This window comes from Chryseolinea sp. T2 (assembly GCF_037203685.1).
Classification (GTDB): domain Bacteria; phylum Bacteroidota; class Bacteroidia; order Cytophagales; family Cyclobacteriaceae; genus Chryseolinea.
On sequence record NZ_JBBCAU010000005.1, the window covers coordinates 419390 to 436293 of the forward strand.

Sequence of the window (16904 nt, forward strand, 5' to 3'; positions counted from 1 at the left end):
AGTTCCTGGGTAAATGGTCACGGAAATCGTTTAGCGTTCCGTGGTGATGTATCCGCCTTTCGGCGGGAAGCATGCCGGGCTCGGTGCGAACGAGTATGCCCGGATGCTTTTAGTATACTTTCTTTTGTTCTATCGTAGTTCCGTTGATGATGCTGTGCATCATTCCAAACATGCCTATAATCATGATTAGAACTAGACCGACGGAGAAGGCGAGTGCGTTCTTTTCAACGAGGGGTTGGAAGTAGACATAGAGGCCTGCAAAAACTGTAGCCGATACAACCATGAGGAAGAAGAACATGAGGAAAGTTGGTTTCATAATCTCTTTTTTTGTTTTGGTTGTCAGGTGTATTGTAAATAGTGTGCCCTTCCATGAAAAGTGCGAAATCAGGGCAGTTTGGCGGTTTAGGGGATGCCAAAGTCCCGAAACGGGATGCCAGATTTGTGCATAATTCCCTTTTCCGGAGATTAAGGTAGAACATGAAGATTGCAGCAGGCCGTTCGACACCCGGTGCTTTCGCTGGCCTCTTTTAACGGAAGCCTGCGGCAAGCGATTAGGCAAGAGCTTTTAAGTTGGTATGTACTGCGGCCCCGGTATATGGGGACTCTAAAGGGACTATAGGCGGACTATAAACGGAGCCTACAGAAACATCTGTATAAGGACTCCATAATGTCCTTATATAGTCCTTATAAAGCCCGTATAAGGGATCAGTGTAGGTGATTAGTTCTTTTCAGTGCTGCCTGGCGGCGCACCCTGAATATAAAAAAATCCTGCCCTTTTCAGGGGGCAGGATTTTGCGACTAAGTTGAAAAAGTATGACTAATTAGTTGAAAAAATAAGGGGTTTCAGGTCGTCATTTAATTTGCCTTTATTTAGTTCCTTCCGCGTTAACGGGAGTCAGATGCTTAATCATTCCTCCAATTCCGACCATAACAGCTGACAGCATTCCAAGTGCAAGCAGAGTATGTTGCTCTATAGTTCTTTCGCCCAGCGCATAAAGCAGGGCACACAGCACTCCGGTGCATATCAGCATGCGGAAGTAGAATCCAAAATCAAATTTCATCTTGAGGGGTCTTTGATGGTGTATTAGTGAAGATTGTGCCAATGAAAGGAAACTCGCTATTTGGAGTAAAAACGAGGGTTACCATCACCAAATGGTCCCAATTCCGGAAGGTATTTTCCCGATGAGACTTTAGGCTCCCGGAGGCTTGATTGCAAAGAGACCCATTATCCCGGAAGCGGCGATCTGGAGTCCGACACAAAAGATGAGGAAGGCCATGATCCGATTGAATATCTGTTCCCCTGTGGAGCCCAGGTAACGTACAAACAACTTTGTGTTTGAATAAAAGATATAGATGAGGATGCACATCAGCAGCACTGCCAGCAATATCGCGCCGGAGTTGATCAGATAATGGGTGGCATCCTTCGTGGTGCTATGGGCACTTAAGGTGAATAAGACAGATATTGTCCCCGCGCCAGTCGTGATTGGGAAGGTTATAGGATAAAATAGTTTGTCGTCGATTTTGCCCGGAACGCTGGAGGCATTTGCCGCGTCGGAGGCAGCTTTTTGTTCGTCCTGTTTATCGGACAAAAACTCCCACCCCGTCTTGCAGATCATGATCCCTCCCGCGGTTCGTATCACGGGAATTGTTAGTCCGAAAAGCTCCAGGATCCAATGGCCTGCAAAGAGCGTAACTGTACAAAGGCAAAATGCATAAAGCGTGATTTTCTTGACAGCGCTTCTTCTCTCTGAATCGGTCAGATGATCGAAATAAGGCATTACTATGAATGCCGTACCGACCGGATTCACAACGGGAAACAGGGCGATGACGCCGATGAACAGAAGCTGAATGAATGTTTGAATATTATCTGGCATGCGCTGACAGGAGTGCTTGCAGCGGAGAGGGAGGGATTCGAACCCTCGGTACAGTTACCCGCACAACGGTTTTCGAGACCGTCCCATTCGACCGCTCTGGCACCTCTCCTGTAAAATGGCGGGCAAGCTAATCAACGAGTATGGAAGTTTCATTATGGTCACCCGAAATTCTGGACAAGGCAGGATTGCATCCTGACTACTGACATTCCCGGCGATCAGCGTTTTCGGATGAGGTGAACGAAGTATGTCGTTAACGTTTACCTGCTGATAGCAGATTATTCAAATCTAAGTGATTCTATAGGGTCTAGTTTTGACGCTTTGCGAGCGGGGTATGAACCGGCCAGTACACCGACCAATACGCATACCAGCAATCCGACAAACATCCACATCCAGGGCATTACGAAAATCTTGATATTCATTAGTCGTGACATGCCGTTGCCAATGGCTGTTCCCAGGAGGACACCGGCAATGCCACCGAGTAAACAAACTACGATTGCCTCAATCAGAAACTGCTGGCGTATTCGTTTAGGTGTAGCACCCAAAGCCTTTCTTACGCCAATTTCCCGGGTACGTTCCGTTACCGAAACCAGCATGATATTCATCAACGCAATGGAAGCTCCAAGCAAGGTGATGAATCCAATTCCAAAACCTCCGAACCGAAGGCCAGCTGTGATGGATTCCAGTTCCTGGGCAAGTGTTTCACTTTTCTCAAGCTCAAAGGAGTTTATTGCTCCCGGCCGGTCCCTGCGAATGGACCTCATTACTCCCGTGGCTTCTCCCATAGCATACTCCATCTGAGTAGGATCGCCTATGCCTACCGTTAGTTCATAATCAAGTCCCCTACCCTTAGCCATCTGGTTGCCTTTTATGATAGGAATAAATACCATGTTGTCGTAGTTGTTATCGGAGAGCTGTCCCTTTTCTTTGAGGACGCCGATTACGCGAAACTGCGCGCCAGAAAAGTTAATCTCTGTTCCTACCGGATTCTCCTTGTCACCATACAGTGTTGTGAATATTTTATAACCGATTACGGCCACCTGAGAGCCGTACTGAGTTTCAACCTGAGAAAAATTCCTGCCCTTTTCTACTTCAAGACCTTTAATGGCCATGTAGTCCTCATTGATACCTGCTACAAAAACATTCGGGTTTGTTTTCTTGGACAACCGCTTCACTTCTGCGATCTGGGTGATCTCCGCCGACAGGCTTATAGTGGATGGAATCTTGAACTGATCAATGAATCGAAACGCCTCATTCATTTTCAATGGAGGAAACACCTTCTCGGTGACGCCGCCACGATTCTGACCGCGATTCATCTTCGAACGGATATCGAAAGTATTTACGCCCAGAGACTGAAGACTTTCATTAACCGATGCCTCGATCCCGTCTATTGCCGTGAGAATCCCCACCAGAGACGTGATGCCGATAGCGACAATCAAGGCCGTCAATACCGATCGAAGCAGATTTGCCTGCACTGACCTCAGTCCTTCCCTAATGTTTTCGAGCAGATTCATCCTTTTAAATACAATTTACCGTTCATTATACGTTGAAACCGGGGGCGTTTTGTTACAGGAAATGCTGAAAATATTATCCTCAGGCGCGTTTTCTGCAATAATCCCGAAATTGCCTGATTTCTACGCGTGGGAGCATTAAATTTATACTACTTTTTAACGTAATGTGATGAAGCGTAACCTGTTAGTACTCTTCCTTTTGATCGCATCCGTGGTGGCAAGGGCCAATTCGATCCTCATCCCGATGGACGAAAAGCAGGCCAATCACCTGAAGGCTTATGGTATTGCCTATTGGATTCTCCGAAGTGAAATGGAGGTTGACTGGCTTCTCAATTATCGCGGGGGCAGTTTTATGTGCGATTTTCATCCTGCCATACAGAATGAACTTGTCGTGCGGGGTGTCAGCTATGAGATAATTTCATCAGCCCAGGCTAATCAGATCATTGCTGAAATTTCGAGTCCCAGCGCGAACTACGACATCATGAAGCTGGAGAAGTATCCTAAGATCGCGGTATATTCTCCGAAGTCAAAGCTGCCGTGGGACGATGCAGTAACTCTGGTCTTAACTTATGCCGAAATTCCGTACGATGTCATCTTCGACGATGAGGTAATGAATGGAGTGCTTCCGAAATACGACTGGTTGCATCTTCATCACGAGGATTTCACGGGCCAGTATGGCAAGTTCTATATACAGTATAATAACATGCCCTGGTATATCGAGCAGCAAAAAGAAGCTGAAGACCTTGCCCGAAAACATGGCTTTCATAAAGTGTCGCAGTTGAAGCTTGCTGTTGCCAAGAAAATGAAAGAGTTTGTAACGGGCGGAGGATTCATGTTTGCTATGTGCTCTGCGACGGACAGTTACGACATTGCTCTGGCCGCGGAAGGCATCGACATTTGCGAGCGTATGTATGACGGTGATCCTGCCGATCCCAACGCACAGTCTAAACTCAATTACAATAACACTCTTGCATTCACTGACTTTAAGCTGGTAACGGACCCGTTGCAGTACGAATTTTCCGACATTGATAATCAGCCCAATGAGCGGGGTCTAAGGCAGGACAATGACTATTTTACGCTATTTGAATTTTCGGCTAAATGGGACCCTATTCCGACCATGCTAACTCAGAACCACACGCGGGTTGTTAAGGGATTTTTCGGACAGACAACCGGTTTCAAAAGTCACCTGATTAAGCCCGACGTTCTGGTGATGGGAGAAAATAAGCAAATCAAGGAGACCAAGTATATTCATGGCATCATGGGAAAGGGATTCTGGACCTACTATGGTGGCCACGATCCCGAAGATTACCAGCATCAGGTTGGTGAAGAGCCAACGGATCTCAATCAACATCCAAACTCCCCCGGCTACAGGCTGATCTTAAACAACGTCCTGTTTCCGGCTGCCAAGAAGAAGAAGCAAAAGACCTGATCAGTGCATCCGGTCGCCGCGAACTGTAAGGTTCTTAACAATTTCCGCTTCGGCTGCCAGCCATTCTTTCCATCTCGCCATCACCTCTTCGGCCGGATGGTACGTCTTTGCCAGCTGCAAAAAGTTCTTGTAGTGGCCGGCTTCTGATACCATGAGCTCATAATAGAAATCCGAGAGATCCTTATCCTCAATACTTTTCCACAGTATTTTGAAACGCTCACAACTCCGCGCCTCAATCATGGCATTCATCAGTAGCTTTTCAACCAGATGCTGGCTGCGGCTTCCTCCCTTTCGCACAACACGTGAGAGCGCTTCAATGTATTCGTCCTTTCGCTGTGGCCCCAGACTAAACCCGCGCTTGCGCAACTCGGCGACTACACGCTCGAAGTGATTCCATTCTTCGGCCACAACGGGCGTAAGGACCTGGACCAGTTCATCAAGCTCGGGGTACTGCACTATGAGTGATATGCAGGATGTGGCTGCTTTCTGCTCACAGTAGGCGTGATCTACAAGAATGTCGCGAATGTTGTGCAGTGCGATGTCTACCCAGCGTGGATCCGTGGCCAACTCCAGGCCTAGTGTAAACTTGTCCTTGCCTTCTATGCGCTCTGCATCACTTAGTTCGGGCTCCATGGTATTAACTCTTTATCCGATTAACACTACTAGTCATAGAATGACCAATCGAATCCAAAATCCAGAATGTTACGCTGTCCGGGGTATCCGTAGGTGAGAAAATATCCTTCTTTCGTAAAGGCCTGCAGAATGTTATTGTACTTGAAAAACACCTTTCCTTTCTTAATCCGCGCGCTGACGAAGACATCAATAAGGGGAAACCCTTTTACAACATCTGTTTTTTGAACATAATACAATCCCATAGGCACGTCGTAGCCCAGGGCATTATAGTCTTTTTGATAGTGGAACTGAAGTCCCGTTTGAATGTCGAGGTTGCCGTTATAGTGCACGTTTTCATACGCCAGCTGGGCGTTGATGAAGACTTCGGGAATCTGAATGGCGTCGTCTTCACTGACGCGCGTTGTATAGATAACGTTGCCACGGAAATGAACATGCTTCAACATTTTAATTGCAAACTTCACCTCCGGTGAGGCGATGAATTGTTCATCGGTACTTTGTATTGGGTAAACCGTTTGAGTCGTAGTGTCGCTTCCCGCGCCGATATACTTCATAAAGACGTAGTTGCCGGCCCGCGTCAACGTTACTCCAGGCGACAATGAAAATATTCTTGATTTATAATGAATGAATCCACTTAGTTGTGTTGCATTAATCGCGTCGAAATCATTTTTCCAATTGTCATGCGCCCCTCTATATGATTGATATACCAGTGGAACGCTGTATTGCATCTGCTTCAATGAAGCCTCAAACCACTTACTTTTTAGCTCTCCCTCTATTCTGTAATTACGATTATCAGCCTGGAACTCGGCCCATGCAGATAATTCACCTAATGAATCAAGACGCAACGCCATACGTCCTCCGAGGTAATGCTCCAAACCCTTAACGTCTTCTGCTGCATACAAATTGTAATTTTTGTACCGTCGTACAGCATAGTATCCCTGATAAAACAGCTTTAACAAGTTGCCTTTGACACCTACTTCATCCCGAATCACTCTGAACTTTGACAACCCCTGAGTCGTGTCGGTAGGATTGATAAAAATTGATTTATCGGTGTAGTCATAATAATTCTCAGGCTCAGTCGATGGAATATCCCTGAATTCCGTACCCTGCCGGTAACGTTCGAAAATGTTGTAAAACTGTAACGGCCGGGCTATTTCATACTGCTGATAAATCCGAATGTTCATTCGCAGATCGTTACGCGCCGCATTCAGCAGAGTGGGCTGGGCGTTTGGAGAGAAGTAGCTGTCATAAGTCCAGGTGTCCGGGTTAACGATTCGTACTCCTCCATTTTCATCAACATCATAGTTGTTTCTTCTGAAGCTCGCGATGACCCGATAAGAACTATCTTTCGAGAGATAGCTTGTAAATAAGTCATAGTAAGTACTGCGCACGTTGCGATCACCTTTGCTCTGGCGCTGAATCTGTTTGTCGATCAGCAGGGCTCGATAAGTGAATCCGAAATTCCATCTAGGATTGATGTTACGACTAAATCTCACCCGCGTCATTGAACGGCCCTTACCACCCAGCATGACGTGCATGTTGGCATAGGGAGATTTGGTATCGTAGATTTTCATCTGCTCGACATCCCAGTACATGTCAAGCGAAGTAAATCCCGACGTCGCACCGATCTGTTCGGGCATCTGGAAAAAGATTGGCCTGATGGCAGTTCCAATATTACCCAGGTCCTGGTATTTGTATTCGCCACGCTGAACATAGGTGAACTGGTGAAAGTCGCGTATAGCCGTGTCGATAGCATGAAGATTGATCCGGTTCAGATATACATCCTTTTCGTAATAGTACTTTGATGTTTTGGGTCCGTATACCTGCTTGGTAGAATCGTCGATAATCTTCGAACCTCTCCTTCTGGGCTGATCCTGAGCAAGGACCATCTGAGAAAGCAGCAGCATACCCAGAACAGAAATCAGGGCAGCGATATTTACAAATGTACTTTTAGTTCTTCGAGAGCTCGGGGCCACGCTTCAGACTGTTTAGCACCAATTCATCAAAATCCTGACCATTTTTGTTAAACCGGACCTCAATGGGGATGTAAAATAACGACAAACGGTTCACCTGTTCTGCAAATTCCGGCGAAGCAAGCTTCACTTTGTCCTTTTCCGTTGTCAGAATGCTGGCTTGGGGATGCTGCTTGAGAAGGCGTTCAAGTTTATCGACATCTGCCTGCTGGTAATCATGATGATCGCCGAAGGTTAATTCGCGCACCACTGAAAAATTATTCCTGGCGAAGCCTAAAAATGGTTTTGGGTTAGAAATACCGCTCACAGCGATTACGTTGTCCCGCATAACTTTCTCCTGCCGGGAGTAAGGAACCGGGGGACCATACCTGATGTGCGTGAAGAACACAGGCTTGTCTACATACTTTCGGATTGAGTGCTCCATGTTCATCATCGCTTCGTCGGAGAGTTCTTCGGGGCACTTGGTGACGACCACTACATCGGCGCGGGCGGCACCGCTCCTGGACTCTCTCAATCGCCCTGCGGGCAACAGATAATCTTCGTAAAATGGCCTGTAACAATCGGTCAGCAGAATGCTTAGCGAAGGAGTTACCTGCCGATGCTGAAAGGCATCATCAAGGAGGATAACGTCTGTCTTTGGATGTTCTTCCAGTATCATTGGAATTGCCATGGCCCGCTCTTCTCCCACTGTGACGGTAACGCGATCGCCATACTTCGAAAAGAACTGAAATGGTTCATCTCCCACCGTTCGGGCACTATCTGTCGGGTTGGTGATTCTGAAACCCCTGGTGGTTCGTCCGTAGCCGCGGCTCAGGGTCGCCACGTTATGATCCCTGGTGCATAGCCGAATGAGGTATTCCGTAAGAGGTGTCTTACCGGTACCTCCGACGGCAAGATTTCCAATGCTTATGACCGGAAGGTCAAAGCGCGCGGAGGGCCTGGAACCTGTGTCGTACAGACGATTTCGGATCGAGGTAATTACGTGGTAAATAATTGAAAACGGGAAGAGCAGGAAGCGCAGAACACTCATGCAACGTAGAATAAATTTTTAAGCACTGCGCACATACCAGGCAAATAAGCGACAAATGTAATAGAGATGCGGCTAAGGCGGGTATAAAAACGGAAAATAAGCGCACCAGCTGTTTGCGTTTACGCTCCCGGCGTTTATATATTGACGCCTGCAACAACATGAGCGACCGCGCCAAGGTAAGAGACGTAATTCAGCATCTGGAATCAATTGCGCCGCCGGGCTATCAGGAATCATATGACAATTCCGGACTAATCGTCGGCGATTTTGGAGATCTGGTAAATGGCGTTCTGGTTACGCTTGACTGCACAGAGGCCGTCGTGGATGAAGCTATTGCTTCGGGCTGTAATCTGATAGTCGCACATCATCCGATCGTCTTCAAGGGACTGAAGCGTCTTAACGGGCATGGCTATGTTGAACGAGTGGTGATCAAAGCATTGCGCGCAAACGTGGCGATCTACGCCATTCATACCAACCTGGATAATGTGCTGGCCGGTGTTAATCGGAAAATCTGTGAGTTACTTGGCCTGACCAATCTTAAGGTATTACAGCCCCGTCGTGGTACGCTCAGCAAACTCGTCACCTTTGTGCCTTCCGAAAACAGCGATGTTGTCCTTAAGGCGCTGTATGCTGCCGGAGCCGGAAACATTGGAAACTATAGTGACTGCTCGTTCTCCAGTGTTGGCATCGGGTCGTTTACGCCAAATGAGCAGGCCAATCCGGCGCTGGGTTCGAAAGGGGTAAACGAAAAAGTTGAAGAAGTTAAGCTCGAAGTCATTTTCCCGTCACATCTTCAGGATCATATTGTGAGGGCCATGCGCAATGCGCATCCGTACGAGGAGGTTGCCCATTACATTACTTCACTATCTAACGAGAATCAGGAAGTTGGTGCTGGAATGGTGGGCGATTTACCGGTTCCACTGGAACCAATGGCCTTCCTGAAGGGTTTAAAAAATAGCCTCGACGTTCAAATAATCAGGGCGACACGAATTCTGGATAAGCCAGTTTCGCGTGTGGCAGTGTGCGGCGGTGCCGGCAGCTTCTTGTTGAAAAAAGCGATTCAATCGGGTGCGCAGGTGTTTGTATCTGCGGACTTCAAGTATCACGAATTTTTCGATGCTGACGACCGGATAATTATCGCTGATATTGGCCATTATGAAAGCGAAGTACATACCAAACAACTCCTACGGGATGTTTTAATGAAAAAATTTCCTACTTTTGCGATCATTTTTTCAAAAACCGTCACGAATCCAATAAGCTACATATAACTAATGGAAAATCAATCAGTTGCACAGAAGCTCGAAGCTCTCGTAAAACTTCAATCCATTGACACAAAACTCGACGAGCTCAAAAAGCTCAGAGGGGACCTCCCGGATGAGGTTCAGGATCTCGAAGACGAAATAGAAGGTTACCGGACCAGACAGAACAAGCACGAGGCAGCGCAAAAGGAGATTGAGGAAGGAATAAAGAAGCACAAGGAGGCGATCAAAGAGGCGGAAAAACTGATTAAGAAATATTCCGAGCAGCAAAAGAATGTGAGGAACAATCGCGAGTTCGACGCCATCACGAAGGAGATCGAACTTCAGGAACTGGAGATTCAGATTTGTGAGAAGAAGATAAAAGAGGGCAAGGAAAACATCCAGGAGAAAAAAGACGAGATAGAAAAAACTGAGGTATTTGTTAAGGAACGTGGGGACCACCTCGAAAATAAGAAGAAGGAGCTGGACGGAATCCTGGCAGAAAGCCATGAAGAAGAAAAGCGCCTGTTGGCCGAACGCGAAAAAGCATCTAAGAAGATCGAAGACAAGCTTTTAAAGTACTACGAGCGTCTTCGCGGAAGCTTAAGCAACGGACTTGCAGTGGTTCGCGTTGTGCGTGGTGCCGCGGAAGGTTGTAACATCGTGATACCTCCACAAAAAATTGCTGAGATCCGCGAAAAGAAAAAGATTGTAATCGACGAGCACTCCGGAAGAATCCTGGCAGATGTTGACATGGATTCACTCGATGAGGGAGACAAGCCGAAAACTGCAAAGGTGGCCACGCCGGCACCTGCACGCAGAAAGAAAGCCGAATAATCGAAATGAAGATATTGATAGGAAAGGCAGGCTTTGCAGTCTGCCTTTTTTTGTGCTTGTTGAAATTTGCTGATGCTGCTCCAGGGTCAACAGGACCCGGCATTAATGATCAATGGGCGTTTGGAGAGAAGTCCAGCCGGGCATACGATCTGATTTTCAATCTGGACCTTGATGCTGTTCACCGTCTTATACCCGAGCCAAAAACGGCCGATGAGATGTACGTAGTTTCTCTTGCCGAGTGTATTGAGCTAATGCTGGAGGAGGATGGTGAAAGATACACCGAATTCGAGAAGCGGTTTGACGAAAGGCGCGAACGAAAATCCAGGGGTAGCCAGGCGGCGGAAAGCTTCCTTCAGGCCGAAATGAATATCCAGTGGGCCTTTGTCCATTTTAAGTTCGGCCATGAGTTTGATGCCGCCCTGAATCTGAAAGATGCCTACACAATTACCTCGCAGGCGCGGAAACGTTTCCCTAACTATGACGCGCTAAAGAAAACAGCTGCGCTTCTTCAGGTAATCATTGGATCGGTTCCTGAAAAATATAATTGGGTGCTTTCTTTACTTGGGATAGAAGGCTCTGTCGACACGGGCCTGATGCTTTTCGACGAGCTGCACAATTCATCAAGTCCGTTGCGATTTGAGGCCGACATGCTGCAGGGCATGGCCAGGTGTTACGTTCTGCAACAAACATCGGAGGCGTCGGCAGTTTACGATGCGGTACTAAAAGATCGGCCGTCGCGGCTGGCAGCTTTTCTGGCTGCATCGGTGGCAATAAAAAATTCTGAATCAACCAAGGCTCTGAAACTGCTTGTGGAGCTCGACTCGCTGAAAACAATGCAATTGGATTACGCCAGTTATCTACTTGGTGAAGTCTACCTTTTCAAGGCAGAATATCTGAATTCGATTACAGCGTATCGGAAGTTTCTCAACCATTACAAGGGCCAGAACAATATTAAAGACGCACAGTATAAGATAGGGCTTTGCTATTGGCTTAACGGTAATTTGAATGATGCTAAAGAGTCGTTTCGTGCAGCGCGGAATGCCGGTCGTGAATTAACAGAGGCGGATAAATACGCCGCACGAAGTCTTGCTGAAGATGAACTCCCCCATCGGAAGCTCACGCAGGCAAGATACTTTACGGATGGCGGTTTCTACGAACAGGCCCAACAAACACTTGACAATGTTACTCAGGCAGAACTCATTACTGACAGAGACCGGATTGAGTTTCATTACAGGAAGGCGCGGCTTAACCATAAGACCAACAAGGTCGCTGCTGCCAAGGAAGATTATCAAAAGGTTATAGAACTAAACGGAAACGGCAACTGGTACTATGCACCTAACGCCTGCCTTCAGATGGGCTATCTGCTTGTTTATGAAAAGAACAATGAACTTGCAGAAGAATACTTTGAAATGGCATTGTCATACAAGAAGCACGAATACAAGAACAGCATCGACACCAAGGCTCGTTCTGCCCTTTCTCAGCTTAAGCGTAAATGAGTCGTGTCATTGTATCGGTCTAATGTGAAGAAGGATCCGTTGTGGTCCAGCAGATAGAGGCAAAGATTCTGATGCTCAAATGTATCCATGCAACGGAGAGGGTACTGTAGCAGCATACAAAGGAGAATTCTGATCGCCCGACCATGCATGCATACCAGTACTGTTTTTTCTTCAGGCCTCGACATAATGTGGTCGACGGCGGGCTGCATACGCTTCACAACGTCGTCGGGACTTTCTCCTCCTTCAATTCGCAGTGAGGTATCACCCGCTTGCCATTGTTTTAGCATGTAGTGATAATACTCGTCCTCATCGGGCGTAATCCTGTGCCCTTCCTTTGTACCCCAACTTATCTCATTCAATCCGGCCAGTGATTCAACCGGTACACCGTCGTCAATAAACATCTGGACCGATTGACGGGTGCGCCGCAATGCGGACGTGTAGACTTTATCGAATCTGACGTCTTTGTACACGTTGTAGAAAGCCGTTGCCTGTTCACGGCCCCGGGCATTCAAATCGCTATCTACCCCACTTCCCTGAACAATGTTCTGAAGGTTGTAATCGGTCTGCCCATGGCGAACGACGTAAATTTTTTTGCTGGTCAATTTTGAGCTAATTTTGGCTCGCAAAAATATGAAAATAGTTCTGTCAGAGTGTCTTCCGGTAATTAATGGGAATCTTTAACAGCACAGTCACCGTTGCCGATTTGAACGCTCTTTCGGCGAACACGATTGCTCAGCAGCTGGGCATTGTTTTTACCCTCATTGGCGACGACCGGCTTGAAGCCACAATGCCTGTAGATCACAGAACTCACCAGCCCATGGGAATGCTCCATGGTGGAGCATCCGTGACTCTTGCCGAAACATTGGGAAGTGTCGCTGCTATGCTGTGCATCGATACCAGTAAACAGTACTGTGTCGGGCTTGAGATTAACGCGAATCACGTCAAAGGTGTAACGAAGGGTTTGGTAAGGGGTGTAACGACATCAATCCACATAGGAAAGAAAACGCAGGTCTGGGACATCAGGATATATACAGAATCGAATGAACTCGTTTGTATTAGCCGGATCACCATGGCCGTCATTGATAAGAAGGTTTAGCTGTGCAGCAGGAAAAGGTATCTACATCAACGCTTTTTGATATATCTGAAGGCAAGTGTTTGTCGTTCTTGATTCAATGGGCATTCGACAATCAATATGCTGTTGCAGTCTGGAGACTGCCTTTCGCACCCACCCACCACGTGGTGCTCAGCAGAAAAGAAACATTGCTTCCGCCCGACGCATCGCTTGAAGACCTTGCAAAGGGATTTGTAATTGCTCCGTTCGATTCGTCACGCGACCGATTATATCTGAAAGCGGATCTGGCATTTTCATTTGCAAACGGGCTACTGGAACCTCCTAAAAGCAATCTCGAAACGACGTCGATTGCGTGGTTATCGAATCAACCTTTGGAGGCAGTTGTCGGGCGTCCTTCGTTCTATGCGAGGCCCGGATTCCGGAGCCGCACAAGCCGTGAATCTTATTTGAGCCTTGTAGAGCAGTCGGTTAGTGAGATCGCTAAAGGCACCTTTGAGAAGGTTGTTCCCTCCAGGACCGAAACGGTCGACCTGGATCCGTCGTTCGACATTGTTTCCGCCTTTCACAGGATATGCAGTCAAAATCCTGATGCGCTTATCAGTTTTGTGAGTTCGCCGACAACCGGATCATGGTTGGGTGCAACTCCTGAGATACTTGTTGAAGTTGAGAATCGCCGCGTATTTAAGACAGTCGCTCTTGCCGGCACTCAGCCCTACCGTGGTCAGCTTCTGAAGGATGTGGCCTGGACCCAGAAAGATATTGAAGAGCAGGCACTCGTTGAAAGGTATATCATCAGTTGCTTCAAGAAGATCCGACTGCGGGAATATGACGAACACGGACCCCGCACAGTTGTGGCCGGACACTTGCTACACCTTAAATCGGAGTTCAGGGTTGACATGCTGGAAACAAATTTTCCTCAGCTGGGAACCGTAATGCTGAGCCTGCTCCATCCAACGGCAGCGGTATGTGGTACACCACTGCAGGCCGCGCAGCACTTTCTCGCCTCTCATGAAGGCTATGACCGTCAGTATTACTCAGGCTACCTAGGCCCTGTGAACTTTGATGACAGCATTCACATTTTCGTGAATCTGCGTTGCGCGCAGTTGTCTGATCGTGAAGGCATACTTTATGCAGGTGCCGGGGTCACCATTGACTCTGTACCAGAGGAAGAGCTGGCCGAAACGGATATCAAGCTGAACACACTTCGAAATATACTTGTGGCTCCTGGCCTGAGTCCGCAGCAGCCATGACAAACAGATTGCAACCTATCTATGACATTGCTGCGTTGTGCTCATCCAGACAGCTAAGGCACGCCGTACTTTGCCCGGGATCGCGAAATGCGCCGCTGATTCTAGCTTTCTCAAGACATCCCGATATTCATTGCCTCTCGATCAGTGATGAACGCAGCGCTGCATTCATAGCACTCGGAATAAGTCAGCAAGTTGATGTTCCTGCAGTAATTGTGAGCACGTCGGGAAGTGCTGCTTTTAACTTCGCACCGGCTGTGGCGGAGGCGTACTTTGCGCAAATACCGTTGTTGGTGTTAACTGCAGATCGTCCGACTGAATGGGTTGGACAACAGGATGGGCAAACGATTCATCAGCAGGATATATTCGGAAAGCACGTGAAGCGGTCGTTTCAACTTCCTCAGGAGTATGATCATGCTGATAACTACTGGGCCATAAACAGAATGGTTAACGAAGCCATCAGTCTGACACAGCAGGAACCAAGAGGACCGGTGCACATAAACGTACCGTTGCGTGAGCCGCTGTATCCAGGCAATGAGAAAACAGAGTACAGCTCTTCAATCCGGGTAATGTCCGAAGTTTCCGGGAGCTCCGGAATCGACAGTAATGTTGCTGCGAAAGTATTTAAGAAATTGTCAGAGGCAAAATCGATACTTCTTGTATCGGGCCAACAAACCAGCGGCGAACTTAGAACGACGGTTTTCGAAGTTTCGCGAAGGTTCCACATCCCGCTTATCGGTGATGCACTTTCCAATCTTCATGGTGCGGATGCAACTATTCAGCACGCTGACCTTTTTCTGGGTGCTGCATCGCCTGACGTTCTCCGTTCACTGCAGCCCGACTTGCTGATCACTATTGGAGAAGGTACATTGTCCAAGAACCTTAAGTTATTTCTGCGCTCTCACAAAGCCGCGGAGCACTGGCACATTCAGGAAGCAGGTAATGTCGCAGATACCTTTCAGTCTGTCACCGACGTTTTGAGAGTAAGTGCAGGCTCATTCTTCCGGTTCCTCTCGGAAATGACACTGCCTCCCCTATTTGATCTCAACAGCCAGATAGCTTATGAAAAGCGCTGGACAAATGAAGAACAAAGAACTGTTCAGCTGTTGAATAGCTTTTTTCCACAGTCGGAACTCGGCGAGGCAGAAGTAGTATTGAACCTGCTCCGGGGACTTCCTCCATCCTGCAATGTACATCTGGCAAACAGCATGAGTGTGCGATACGCTGCACATGCGGGACTGATTTCATCGCAGCCTGGTGTTCGCGTGTACAGCAATCGTGGCACAAGCGGCATTGATGGCTGTACCAGCACAGCAGTGGGCCATGCGCTAACCAGCAATGTGCCGAACATTTTGATAACGGGTGACATGGCGTTCTTTTACGACCGCAATGCCTTCTGGCATAATTATCCTCTCCCCAACCTTCATATTCTGTTGCTTAACAATCATGGAGGGGGAATCTTCAAAATGATTGACGGTCCGGGAAACATTGCTGAGCTGGACGAATTTCTCGTAACCCGACAACCCCTTACAGCAAAAAAGCTCTGTGAAGAATTTGGATTCGAATATTCGGAACTTGATTCGAGACGCAAAATGTCCAACGCTATCAAAGACCTGTTGGAACCTTCAACGAAAACAAAGGTGCTGGAGTTTAGCTCCGGAATTGACACTAATAAAAGTATACTGCTATCGTTAAAACGACTTATCAAAGACAGCTATGAGCACTAAATTTTCCTGGCAATCCATCAAGACATACAGCGATATCCTCTTTCAAAAATATGAAGGCATTGCCCGAATAAGCATAAACCGCCCGCAGGTCCACAATGCGTTTACGCCGGTCACAGTAAGTGAAATGATTGATGCCATGAATTACTGCCGCGAAGATGCTGACATCCGTGTCATCATACTTACGGGTGAGGGAGGAAAAGCATTTTGCAGCGGTGGAGATCAAAGTGTCCGTGGACATGGTGGTTATGTTGGACCGGACGCAACGCCCAGGCTAAACGTCCTCGATCTTCAAAAAATCATAAGATCAATTCCGAAGCCGGTTATCGCTGCGGTCGCTGGCTGGGCCATTGGTGGTGGACACGTCTTACATGTAGTGTGTGATCTTACAATCGCGGCGGAGAATGCACGATTTGGTCAGACAGGCCCTAAGGTGGGAAGTTTCGATGGTGGCTTTGGGGCATCCTACCTTGCGCGAATTGTAGGTCAGAAGAAGGCCCGTGAAATATGGTACCTGTGCGATCAATACGACGCTCAGGAGGCACTGTCTATGGGGCTTGTCAACAAAGTTGTTCCCCTTGAAATGCTTGAGGCAACTGCCGTAGAATGGGCAAAAAAGATCATTTCGAAAAGTCCGCTCGCCATACGAATGCTAAAAAGCTCCTTCAATGCAGAACTCGACGGGCAGGCAGGTATACAGGAGCTCGCCGGCAATGCGACACTGCTTTACTATCTAAGTGAGGAAGCTAAAGAAGGGAAAAATGCCTTTCTGGAGAAGCGTGATCCAGACTGGTCTAAATATCCAAAGTTCCCTTAAACTTCGGCCGCGGGGTTTTATCTTTCCTGCAC

The 16904-nt window shown here is 47.6% G+C and carries 16 protein-coding genes and 1 tRNA gene; 8 read left to right on the forward strand and 9 right to left on the reverse strand.

What is annotated here, in order from left to right:
• Positions 1-109 precede the first annotated feature (109 nt).
• The 5 genes from WBG78_RS18465 to WBG78_RS18485 form a co-directional block, all read right to left on the reverse strand.
• Positions 110-316, reverse strand: coding sequence for a hypothetical protein (locus WBG78_RS18465; RefSeq protein ID WP_337327945.1), 207 nt, complete (start codon positions 314-316; stop codon positions 110-112).
• A 550-nt stretch (positions 317-866) separates the two neighbouring features.
• Positions 867-1061 carry a hypothetical protein gene (locus tag WBG78_RS18470; protein ID WP_337327946.1) on the reverse strand — a complete coding sequence of 65 codons (195 nt, stop codon included), beginning with the start codon at positions 1059-1061 and terminating at the stop codon, positions 867-869.
• 129 nt (positions 1062-1190) lie between these two features.
• On the reverse strand, positions 1191-1874 hold the full coding sequence (locus tag WBG78_RS18475; protein WP_337327947.1) for a MarC family protein: 684 nt from the start codon (positions 1872-1874) through the stop codon (positions 1191-1193).
• Between the two features lie 22 nt (positions 1875-1896).
• Positions 1897-1983, reverse strand: a tRNA-Ser gene (locus tag WBG78_RS18480).
• Between the two features lie 166 nt (positions 1984-2149).
• The gene (locus WBG78_RS18485) at positions 2150-3385 is read right to left on the reverse strand and encodes an ABC transporter permease (RefSeq protein WP_337327948.1); all 1236 of its coding nucleotides are present in this window, start codon (positions 3383-3385) and stop codon (positions 2150-2152) included.
• A gap of 166 nt (positions 3386-3551) precedes the next feature.
• On the opposite strand from WBG78_RS18485, the gene WBG78_RS18490 reads away from it, so the two are divergent.
• Positions 3552-4811 carry an asparagine synthetase B gene (locus tag WBG78_RS18490; RefSeq protein WP_337327949.1) on the forward strand — a complete coding sequence of 420 codons (1260 nt, stop codon included), beginning with the start codon at positions 3552-3554 and terminating at the stop codon, positions 4809-4811.
• On the opposite strand, the gene WBG78_RS18495 is transcribed toward WBG78_RS18490, so the two are convergent.
• Genes WBG78_RS18495 through lpxK form a run of 3 tightly spaced genes read right to left on the reverse strand, consistent with a single transcriptional unit; the run spans position 4812 to position 8444 of the window.
• Positions 4812-5444: a tRNA-(ms[2]io[6]A)-hydroxylase gene (locus WBG78_RS18495; protein ID WP_337327950.1), complete on the reverse strand. Its 633-nt coding sequence runs from the start codon at positions 5442-5444 to the stop codon at positions 4812-4814.
• A gap of 29 nt (positions 5445-5473) precedes the next feature.
• A complete protein-coding gene (locus tag WBG78_RS18500) occupies positions 5474-7417 on the reverse strand; it encodes a putative porin (protein ID WP_337327951.1) in 1944 nt (647 codons plus the stop codon).
• Positions 7392-8444, reverse strand: coding sequence for a tetraacyldisaccharide 4'-kinase (gene lpxK, locus WBG78_RS18505; RefSeq protein WP_337327952.1), 1053 nt, complete (start codon positions 8442-8444; stop codon positions 7392-7394). Before lpxK ends, WBG78_RS18500 begins: the two co-directional genes overlap by 26 nt.
• A gap of 158 nt (positions 8445-8602) precedes the next feature.
• Between lpxK and WBG78_RS18510 the strand changes: the two genes are divergently transcribed.
• Genes WBG78_RS18510 through WBG78_RS18520 form a run of 3 tightly spaced genes read left to right on the forward strand, consistent with a single transcriptional unit; the run spans position 8603 to position 12012 of the window.
• Positions 8603-9709, forward strand: a complete 1107-nt coding sequence (locus WBG78_RS18510; RefSeq protein WP_337327953.1) for a Nif3-like dinuclear metal center hexameric protein — start codon at positions 8603-8605, stop codon at positions 9707-9709.
• A 3-nt stretch (positions 9710-9712) separates the two neighbouring features.
• The gene (locus tag WBG78_RS18515) at positions 9713-10516 is read left to right on the forward strand and encodes a zinc ribbon domain-containing protein (protein ID WP_337327954.1); all 804 of its coding nucleotides are present in this window, start codon (positions 9713-9715) and stop codon (positions 10514-10516) included.
• Between the two features lie 5 nt (positions 10517-10521).
• On the forward strand, positions 10522-12012 hold the full coding sequence (locus tag WBG78_RS18520) for a tetratricopeptide repeat protein (RefSeq protein WP_337327955.1): 1491 nt from the start codon (positions 10522-10524) through the stop codon (positions 12010-12012).
• Here WBG78_RS18520 and WBG78_RS18525 read toward each other — a convergent pair.
• Entirely contained in the window at positions 11994-12614 is a 621-nt protein-coding gene (locus WBG78_RS18525; RefSeq protein WP_337327956.1) for a histidine phosphatase family protein, read from the reverse strand. The genes WBG78_RS18520 and WBG78_RS18525 overlap by 19 nt on opposite strands.
• Before the next feature lie 65 nt (positions 12615-12679).
• Here WBG78_RS18525 and WBG78_RS18530 point away from each other — a divergent pair, with 65 nt between their 5' ends.
• Genes WBG78_RS18530 through menB form a run of 4 tightly spaced genes read left to right on the forward strand, consistent with a single transcriptional unit; the run spans position 12680 to position 16872 of the window.
• Positions 12680-13108, forward strand: coding sequence for a hotdog fold thioesterase (locus WBG78_RS18530; protein WP_337327957.1), 429 nt, complete (start codon positions 12680-12682; stop codon positions 13106-13108).
• 2 nt (positions 13109-13110) lie between these two features.
• Positions 13111-14334, forward strand: a complete 1224-nt coding sequence (locus WBG78_RS18535; protein WP_337327958.1) for a chorismate-binding protein — start codon at positions 13111-13113, stop codon at positions 14332-14334.
• Complete coding sequence (gene menD, locus WBG78_RS18540; protein WP_337327959.1) at positions 14331-16058, forward strand: 2-succinyl-5-enolpyruvyl-6-hydroxy-3-cyclohexene-1-carboxylic-acid synthase; 1728 nt, start codon at positions 14331-14333, stop codon at positions 16056-16058. Before WBG78_RS18535 ends, menD begins: the two co-directional genes overlap by 4 nt.
• Entirely contained in the window at positions 16048-16872 is an 825-nt protein-coding gene (menB, locus tag WBG78_RS18545; RefSeq protein ID WP_337327960.1) for a 1,4-dihydroxy-2-naphthoyl-CoA synthase, read from the forward strand. Before menD ends, menB begins: the two co-directional genes overlap by 11 nt.
• The last annotated feature ends 32 nt before the right edge of the window (positions 16873-16904 follow it).

What these genes read in the sequence shown, in the direction of transcription:
- WBG78_RS18465 (WP_337327945.1), bottom strand. Translation starts at nt 316, where the DNA reads ATGAAACCAACTTTCCTCATGTTCTTCTTCCTCATGGTTGTATCGGCT.
- WBG78_RS18470 (WP_337327946.1), bottom strand. Translation starts at nt 1,061, where the DNA reads ATGAAATTTGATTTTGGATTCTACTTCCGCATGCTGATATGCACCGGA.
- WBG78_RS18475 (WP_337327947.1), bottom strand. Translation starts at nt 1,874, where the DNA reads ATGCCAGATAATATTCAAACATTCATTCAGCTTCTGTTCATCGGCGTC.
- WBG78_RS18485 (WP_337327948.1), bottom strand. Translation starts at nt 3,385, where the DNA reads ATGAATCTGCTCGAAAACATTAGGGAAGGACTGAGGTCAGTGCAGGCA.
- WBG78_RS18490 (WP_337327949.1), top strand. Translation starts at nt 3,552, where the DNA reads ATGAAGCGTAACCTGTTAGTACTCTTCCTTTTGATCGCATCCGTGGTG.
- WBG78_RS18495 (WP_337327950.1), bottom strand. Translation starts at nt 5,444, where the DNA reads ATGGAGCCCGAACTAAGTGATGCAGAGCGCATAGAAGGCAAGGACAAG.
- lpxK (WP_337327952.1), bottom strand. Translation starts at nt 8,444, where the DNA reads ATGAGTGTTCTGCGCTTCCTGCTCTTCCCGTTTTCAATTATTTACCAC.
- WBG78_RS18510 (WP_337327953.1), top strand. Translation starts at nt 8,603, where the DNA reads ATGAGCGACCGCGCCAAGGTAAGAGACGTAATTCAGCATCTGGAATCA.
- WBG78_RS18515 (WP_337327954.1), top strand. Translation starts at nt 9,713, where the DNA reads ATGGAAAATCAATCAGTTGCACAGAAGCTCGAAGCTCTCGTAAAACTT.
- WBG78_RS18520 (WP_337327955.1), top strand. Translation starts at nt 10,522, where the DNA reads ATGAAGATATTGATAGGAAAGGCAGGCTTTGCAGTCTGCCTTTTTTTG.
- WBG78_RS18530 (WP_337327957.1), top strand. Translation starts at nt 12,680, where the DNA reads ATGGGAATCTTTAACAGCACAGTCACCGTTGCCGATTTGAACGCTCTT.
- menD (WP_337327959.1), top strand. Translation starts at nt 14,331, where the DNA reads ATGACAAACAGATTGCAACCTATCTATGACATTGCTGCGTTGTGCTCA.
- menB (WP_337327960.1), top strand. Translation starts at nt 16,048, where the DNA reads ATGAGCACTAAATTTTCCTGGCAATCCATCAAGACATACAGCGATATC.